At 73.0% G+C, this 7120-nt stretch carries 5 protein-coding genes; 2 read left to right on the top strand and 3 right to left on the bottom strand.

Features of this window, described 5'->3' with window-relative positions; translation table 11 throughout:
* Positions 1-325 precede the first annotated feature (325 nt).
* Positions 326-1156, bottom strand: a complete 831-nt coding sequence (locus ACFWZ5_RS43520) for a BTAD domain-containing putative transcriptional regulator (protein ID WP_384794741.1) — start codon at positions 1154-1156, stop codon at positions 326-328.
* Positions 1157-1965: 809 nt separating this feature from the next.
* Here ACFWZ5_RS43520 and ACFWZ5_RS43515 point away from each other — a divergent pair.
* On the top strand, positions 1966-2613 hold the full coding sequence (locus ACFWZ5_RS43515) for a ScbR family autoregulator-binding transcription factor (RefSeq protein ID WP_384794743.1): 648 nt from the start codon (positions 1966-1968) through the stop codon (positions 2611-2613).
* Here the strand turns inward: ACFWZ5_RS43515 and ACFWZ5_RS43510 are convergent, their stop codons facing one another.
* A complete protein-coding gene (locus tag ACFWZ5_RS43510) occupies positions 2614-3873 on the bottom strand; it encodes a cytochrome P450 (protein WP_384794745.1) in 1260 nt (419 codons plus the stop codon).
* Between the two features lie 124 nt (positions 3874-3997).
* On the bottom strand, positions 3998-4690 hold the full coding sequence (locus ACFWZ5_RS43505; RefSeq protein WP_384794747.1) for a ScbR family autoregulator-binding transcription factor: 693 nt from the start codon (positions 4688-4690) through the stop codon (positions 3998-4000).
* 381 nt (positions 4691-5071) lie between these two features.
* On the opposite strand from ACFWZ5_RS43505, the gene ACFWZ5_RS43500 reads away from it, so the two are divergent.
* On the top strand, positions 5072-6976 hold the full coding sequence (locus ACFWZ5_RS43500; RefSeq protein ID WP_384794749.1) for an acyl-CoA dehydrogenase: 1905 nt from the start codon (positions 5072-5074) through the stop codon (positions 6974-6976).
* The last annotated feature ends 144 nt before the right edge of the window (positions 6977-7120 follow it).

Raw genomic sequence — 7120 nt, 5'->3', positions numbered from 1 at the left:
GCCGCCCGCCGCCCCCCCGCCCCCCCCCCCCCCCGCGCCCCCCCCCCCGGGGCGGCGCCCCGGGGCGCGCGCCGCCCCCCCCGCCGGCCCCGGCGGCCGCCCCCCCCCCCCCCAAAAAACACCAAATCCCACCAACCAACACCCCGCCGCGCCCCCGCCCGGGGGGCGGCCCCCCCGCCCCCGCGCCGGGGAGGAGCGGGGGAGCTCCGGGCGGGCCGGGGAGGAACAGGAAGGAACAGGGGGGAACGGGGAGGAGCGGGGGGGGGAGCAGGGAGGGCCCGGGCGGGCCGGGGAGGGCCCGCCCGGGGCGGGGCGGGGGCTGCTGTCAGCTGGTGCGCACCAGGCGGCCGCGCCGGGCGGGGGCGGGCTCGGGGCTGGCCATGAGGATCAGCTGCTGCACCCGGCGCAGCTCGGCGGACGGCTCGAGTCCCAGCTCGCGCACGAGTGTTGAGCGGATGCGCTGGTAGGCCTCCAGGGCCTCGCCGCGCCGTCCGGAGCGGTGCAGGGCGAGCATGAACTGCCCGTGCAGGCTCTCGTGCGTGGGGTAGCGGTTGACGAGCACGGTGAGCTCGGCGAGCAGGTCGCGGTGGCGGCCCAGGCGCAGCTCCGCCTCGATGCGCTGGTTGAGCGCGCACAGCCGCGTCTCCTCCAGGCGCTTGGCCTCCATCTCCAGCTGCGGTCCGGTGTGCACGTCGGCGAAGGCGGGCCCGGTCCACTGCGCGAGGCCCTCGCGCAGGTAGCGGGCCGCGCCCTGGAAGTCGCCGGCGTCCATGGCCCGGTAGCCGATGCCGGTCAGGCGCTCCAGCTCCCGCACGTCGACGGTGCCGCCGCCGCTGTCCAGGAGGTAGCCGCCGGGCAGGGTGACCAGGACGTCCTTGGCGGTCTTGCGCACCGTCTCGCCCTGCTGCTCCCGCTGTCCCTGTTCCAGGGCGGCGGCGATGAGTTCGCGCAGCTGGAGCACGTAGGTCTGCAGGGTGGTGCGGGCGGTGCGCGGCGGGCGCCCGGCCCACAGCTCCTCGGTGAGCGAGCCGACCGGGACCACCTGGTCGGCATGGAGCGCCAGCAGCGCGAGGAGCTGGCGCGGCTTGGGCGCGGTGGGCATCACCGTGACACCGTGCAAGGTGACCTCGAATGTGCCCAGTAGCCGGATGTTCACGTGATCTCCCCCGTCTCGTGAAGCGGTGCTCCAGGTGTCTTGCGAACATCAACGGACGCCACGTCCCGGGAACTACCACCTTAAAAACAGGGCGACCGGTCTGTTGGCATTAAACCATACCTTCGGGCATGTTTGAGCCCGCCGGAGAGCGGAAGTTGCCCGCCGCTCTTCTAGCTGCAACAACGCCGGAATTTCTGCGCAGTTGGACACTCCGCCACCTCCTGACGGAGCGTCAAATAAGCCTGTGCGGGCGGCGCGGACCCGCGGGAGACGGCAGAAAAGAGACCGTGCGGTCTGTATTGGGGAGCGGGGCGGGGGCGCCGCCGTCCGCCGCACTCCCCCGCGGCGGCCGCGGAGCGGCCGGGCGCCGGATGTCAACTCCGGTGTGGGGGTGGGGAGTTGGTGTCCGTCCGGGCTCCGTGCGGTCGCCGGGCGGGGGCGGGAGAGACGGGCGGCACTCTCCATTTGCAAACCGCATAGACGGTTTTATAATCCCTCGGTGGGCCCCGCGGTGCCCCGGCCGCGCCCCTGGAAGGGACCTGTCATGGCGGCGACGGCTGTCCCGGATCCGGCACAGGCCGCACCGGATTGCCCCGCAGGCCCGGCCGCCGCCGGGGCCGCCGGGGCTGTCCTGGCCGTCGTGGCCGGGGAGTTGGCCGGTGACGGCCCCCGGCCCCGGGCTGTCCGGGCCGTCCGGGCTGTCCGGGGACGCCGGCGGGCCCGCCGCAGTACCTGCACTACGCATACGCATGTGGTCTGTGATGCCGTTGTCCGGTCGGCCTTCGGCGTCCCCCCGCCCAGGAGGCAGCATGGTCAAGCAGGAACGAGCCACCCGGACCCGGCGTGCGCTGATCCAGGCGGCGGCCGAGGTGTTCGCGGAGGAAGGCTTCGTCCCTGCGTCGCTCAGTGCCATCAGCAGACGGGCCGGGGTCAGCAACGGCGCGCTGCACTTCCACTTCGCCAGCAAGCGGATGCTGGCGCAGGCGGTGGAGGCGGAGGCCGCCGAGGCGCTGCGGCGGATCACCGAGGCGGCGTGGGCCGGGCAGGGCAACTGCCTGCAGCGGGTGGTGGATGCCACGCATGAGCTGATGGGGCTGCTGGCCCGGGATGTGGTGGTGCGCAGCGGTTTCGAGCTCGCCGCCGATCTGGTGTGCCGCACGGATCCTGCGCTGCGCGGGCATTCGCTGCGCGGGCAGTGGCAGCGCTGGGTGGAGGAGACGCTGCGCAGTGCCGAGCGCAGCGGGACGCTGGCCAAGGGGGTGTCGTGGACGGACGGTGCCTGTGTGATCGTGGCGGCGACCACGGGGTTCGAGGTGCTGGGCGGGGCGGATGCCAGCTGGCTGTCGCGGCGCAACATCACCCGTTTCTGGGAGGTGCTGCTGCCGCGGCTGGCCGACGGGCCGAGTCTGGAGGCGGTGGTGTGTGCGGGCTCGCGGCCGCCGGCGGCCTCTGTGTGATCAACTCTGCGCTCCTGCGGGCCGCGTCGTGGGGGTGCCGTGGAGGTGGACGGGCAGTTCGCGGTGGCCGTTGACGATGAACGACTCGATGGGCCGCAGCTGTTGCGGGGCGATCGCCAGGGACAGGCGGGGGAAGCGGTCGAACAGGGCGCGCAGGGCGAGGGCCGCCTGGACCCGGGCCAGCGGGGCGCCCAGGCAGTAGTGCGGTCCGTGGCCAAAAGCGAGGTTGTCGCGGCGCTCGGTGCGCAGCAGGTCGTAGCGGGCGGCGTCGGGGCCGTAGTCGTGCGGGTCCAGGACGGCCGCGGCGAAGGAGACGATGATGGCGTCGCCCTTCTTGATCAGGACGTCGTCCAGGGGGATGTCCTGCACGGCGTAGCGCAGCGGCATGTAGGCGGCCGGGGCGCGGGTGGCGAGGGTCTCGGTGACCACCGCCTCCCAGGTGGCCCGCCCGGCGGTGACGTGGGCCAGCTGTTCGGGGCGGATGAGCAGTTCGGCGATCGCGTTGGTGATGAAGGTGGTCAGGGTCTCCAGGCCGGCGGCGAGCAGCAGCTGCAGGGTGTCGACGAGTTCCTGTTCGCTCAGTTCGTCGCCCTGGTCGCGGATCTGCAGCAGGGCGGAGGTCAGGTCGTCGCCGGGCTGTGCGCGCTTGGCGGTGACCAGGCGGGTGAGGACGCCTTTGATGTCGGCCATCGCGCCGGCCATCTCCTCGGCGCTGGCCGCGGAGCTGAAGCCGACGTCCATGGCGGCGCCCAGGACCTGTTCGGCCTCCTGGCTCACGCCGATCAGCCCGCAGATCACCCGCATCGGCAAGAGCTGCGCGTACTGCGCCCGCAGGTCCACCACCTGGCCGGGCGCGGTGGCGGCCAGGTGGTCGAGGAGGTCGTCGGCGAGCTGCTGGATGCGCGGGCGCAGGGCTTCGATGCGGCGGGTGGTGAAGGCGCCCGAGACCAGCCGGCGCAGCCGTGCGCGGCGCTCGCCGTGGGCGGTGAGCATGTTCTCCAGGGCCACCCAGGGAAACAGCGGCCAGTCGGGGGTGATCTCGCCGCGGGCGAACGGCGGCCAGTGCCGGCGCGCGTCCTTGGACACCCGCGGATCCAGCAGGAGCTGTCTCAGGACGGGCGCGCGCACCACCGCCCAGGCGGTGATGTCGCCGGGGAGGGTGACCTGGACCGCGGCGCCCCTGGCGCGCAGCAGCGCGGCCTCTGCGCCCTGGTCGCGTCCCTGCGCATCCAGCGCGAAGGGGCACGTGCTGCTGTTCATGCGTGCACTCCGTTCCCGTCGGCCTTGCCTGAGGCGCACCACCCGCGGCCGCGCCCGAACTGTCCCGAACTGCAAGGGGACTTGCCGTGCCCCCCTCGGCGGCGGACGCCGGGGGTGGTTGCGCTCACGCGCTCGCGGCGACCTCCAGGGCCCGCTCCTGCTGCAGGCGCAGGGCCTTCTTCAGGGCCTGCTCGCCGCGCCGGGGGTCGAAGTCCATGCGCACCAGCACCCCGGGCACGCTGATGGCCGGCAGCACGTACCGGTACAGGTCGCACACCCGCTCGGGCAGGTCGTCGCGGCCGGTCATGATGTGGGAGAGCACCTGCACGCCGGTGAAGGCGCCCACGAACAGCTTGCCGATGGCCGGCAGGTCGGCGCCGGGAAGCAGCTCGCCGCGCTCCTTGGCCTTCTCCAGGACCGCCACGACGTGCCGCTCCCAGGCGCCCATGGGGGTCTTGCGGTCCAGGCCGTCGCGGGGGGAGCCCTGGTCCACGGTCAGGCGCACGGCGCCGCGCACGATGGGGTGTCCGGTGTCGGGCCGCAGCAGGTGGGCAAGGAGCAGGGACTCGTCCAGCGACTGCTGCAGGACCAGCTCGTGCTCGGGGGCGGGGGGCAGGGCCCGCACCTGCTCCAGGAGCACGCCCTGGGCCAGCTCCTCCTTGGAGGCGAAGTGGAAGTACAGGGCGCCCTTGGTCAGGCCCGCCCGCTTCAGGACCTCGGAGATGGTGGCCGCCTCGTAGCCGAGCTCGTCGAACACCTCGGCGGCGGCCGCCAGGATCGCCTGCCGTGTCCGCACCGCCCGCTCCTGCTGTGCCACAACCCGTCTCCACGTCCCGTGTTTTGCCGGACGGAAATCCGGCACGCCGGATACCGCGCACCGGCCCCCCATGACGGAATTCCTGATTCCGGCGTTTGCCTTGCGGAGCGCCACTTCCGCCCTATCCGGCTCCCCACAATAAAACCTGACGGCCGGTTTCTCAATCGTCCGTATCATCGCCTTGCGCCGGGGTGTCCGGCGCCCGTTGTGGCCCGCACCTTCGCCTGCCCGCAGGGGAGTTGATCCACAACGCGCGGGGGGCTTCCTGTCATCAAGTACCTTGTAAAAGAAACCGGTTAGTACGTACTTTAACGGGCGTTCCTTTCTCTCATCTCTCTCATCCCACACCCCCCTTCGTCGCTCTTCCCTGGGGAGATCGCTATGAACCTGCTGACGCAACGGCCGCAGGCTCCTGGCACCATCGGAGCAGCAGATGCCTACCGCCTTGCGGGGCCGATACTGCGCGAGTTGACGTACCTCCTGTTCGACCGCGAGGACCGCAGCCGGCTGCACGGGCCCTGGCGCGGCCTGATCGCCGACGAATCCTTCCGCCACCGGCCCGGGCTCAGCGCGCCCGAGCGCGTCGATCTGTCCTACGCCCGGCTGCGACGGGTGAACGCGGCCGTCGACGATCCGTGCGACCTGGCGCTCAACGTGCGCAGGCTGGCCGCGCTGCACGAGTGGACGGGCTTCCTCGACGGCGGCCTGTGCACGCTGGAGAGCATCCACTACAACCTGTTCCTGGGCAGTCTGCTGAGCCATCAGGACGGCGCCGCCGGGCGGGACTTAAGCGCCTACACCTCGCTCAGGCGCACCGGCACGTTCCTGTGCACCGAGCTGGAGCACGGCAACGACGCGGCCCTGCTGGAGACCACCGCCACCTTTGACCGCGCCAGCGGGGGGTTCGTCCTGCACACCCCCAACCCCGGCGCGCAGAAGTTCATGCCCAACACCAGTACCACGGGCGGCCCCAAGAGCGCCCTGGTGGCCGCGCGGCTGCTCACCGACGGCCAGGACCGGGGCGTGTTCCTGTTCCTGACCCCGCTCAGCGACGAGTTCGGCCACCTGCCCGGCATCCGGGTGCGCCGGCTTCCCGCCCGCCCGGGCACCCCGGTCGACCACTGCGTCACCGCCTTCGAGCACGTGCGCCTGCCGCGCGAGGCCCTGCTGGAGGGCGCGCACGGGCGCCTGGACGACCAGGGCCGCTTCGCCAGCGACCTGGGCAACCCGCGCCGGCGGTTCCTGAAGAGCATCGACCGCGTCACCACCGGCAAGCTGTGCATGAGCGCGGGCACGCTCGGCATGGCACGGGCCGCCCTGGCCATCGCGGTGCGCCACTCCCACACCCGGCTCGTCGCGGGGGCGAAAGCCGGCCGGCGCATCGCGATCGCCGATCACCGCAGCCATCACGGGCGGCTGCTGGGCGGCCTGGCCACCGCCTACGCCATGACGTTCTTGCACCGCAGCGTCCTCAACCGCTGGGTGGAGCACGGCGCCGAGCAGCGCGAGGAGACCGAACGCCTGGTGGCCATCGCCAAGGGCTGGATCACCTGGCAGGCCCGCGCGATCGTCATCGAGTGCCGCGAACGGTGCGGCGCCCACGGCCTGTTCTCCCACAACGGGCTGTCCGACCTGCCCTCCAGCGTCGAGGGCGGCATCACCGCCGAGGGCGACAACCTCGTCATCTGGGTGAAGGCCGCCGCCGAGATGGTCCTGGGCCACGTCACCGACCGCACCGGTCAGGACACCCACCCGCCCGAGGGCCGCTCACTGGACGACCTGTCCTTCCTGCGCGCCCTGTACGCGCACGTCGAGGTGGTGTGGCAGGACCGGGCCAGGGCGGCGCTGCGCCAGGGACGGCGCGGCGATCCGCTGGGCCGCTGGAACTCCGCCTCCGCCAGCGGCCTGGAAATGGTCGCCGCCCACGCCCGGCTGCAGGCCGCGGACGCCTTCCTGGAGGCCATCGCCGCCACCGCGGAGCCCGGCGCCCGCGCCGTGCTGGAGGACCTGTGCCGGCTGTTTCTGCTGCAGGAGCTCAGCCGGCACACCGGTGACCTGCTCAGCGAGGGAAGGCTGACACCGCATCATGTCCGCGGGCTGCCGGGCGCGGTCAACACCGCCGTGGAGAACCTGGCCCCCCATCTGGCCCTGCTCGCCGAGGCGTTCGACCTGCCGGAGGAGTACCTGCACAGCATCCCCATCGCCCAGGGCCGGCACGTGAGCGGCCTGGAGGAATTCCTCAGCCGCGACCTGGGCCGCGAGGCCTGGGCACCGCACGCCTCCTGACCGCACCCGGCCCGCCCCGCCCGCCCCGCCCGCCCCGCCCGTACACCCAACAGTCCTGTCCCCAGCGGGGACCGGCTTGCGCCAGGTGTACGGGCGGGCGCCGGCTTGGGGCGGCGGCACCGCGCGCCGGTGCGCGGTGGCCGG

The sequence above is a fragment of the Streptomyces sp. NPDC059003 genome (genome assembly GCF_042740445.1).
Lineage (GTDB): Bacteria > Actinomycetota > Actinomycetes > Streptomycetales > Streptomycetaceae > Streptomyces.
This window is presented reverse-complemented; position numbering and strand designations above follow the sequence as displayed.

Bases quoted from the DNA above. Each gene is read 5' to 3' on its own strand.
- ACFWZ5_RS43510 (WP_384794745.1), bottom strand. From the start codon at position 3,873: ATGAACAGCAGCACGTGCCCCTTCGCGCTGGATGCGCAGGGACGCGAC.
- ACFWZ5_RS43500 (WP_384794749.1), top strand. From the start codon at position 5,072: ATGAACCTGCTGACGCAACGGCCGCAGGCTCCTGGCACCATCGGAGCA.
- ACFWZ5_RS43515 (WP_384794743.1), top strand. From the start codon at position 1,966: ATGGTCAAGCAGGAACGAGCCACCCGGACCCGGCGTGCGCTGATCCAG.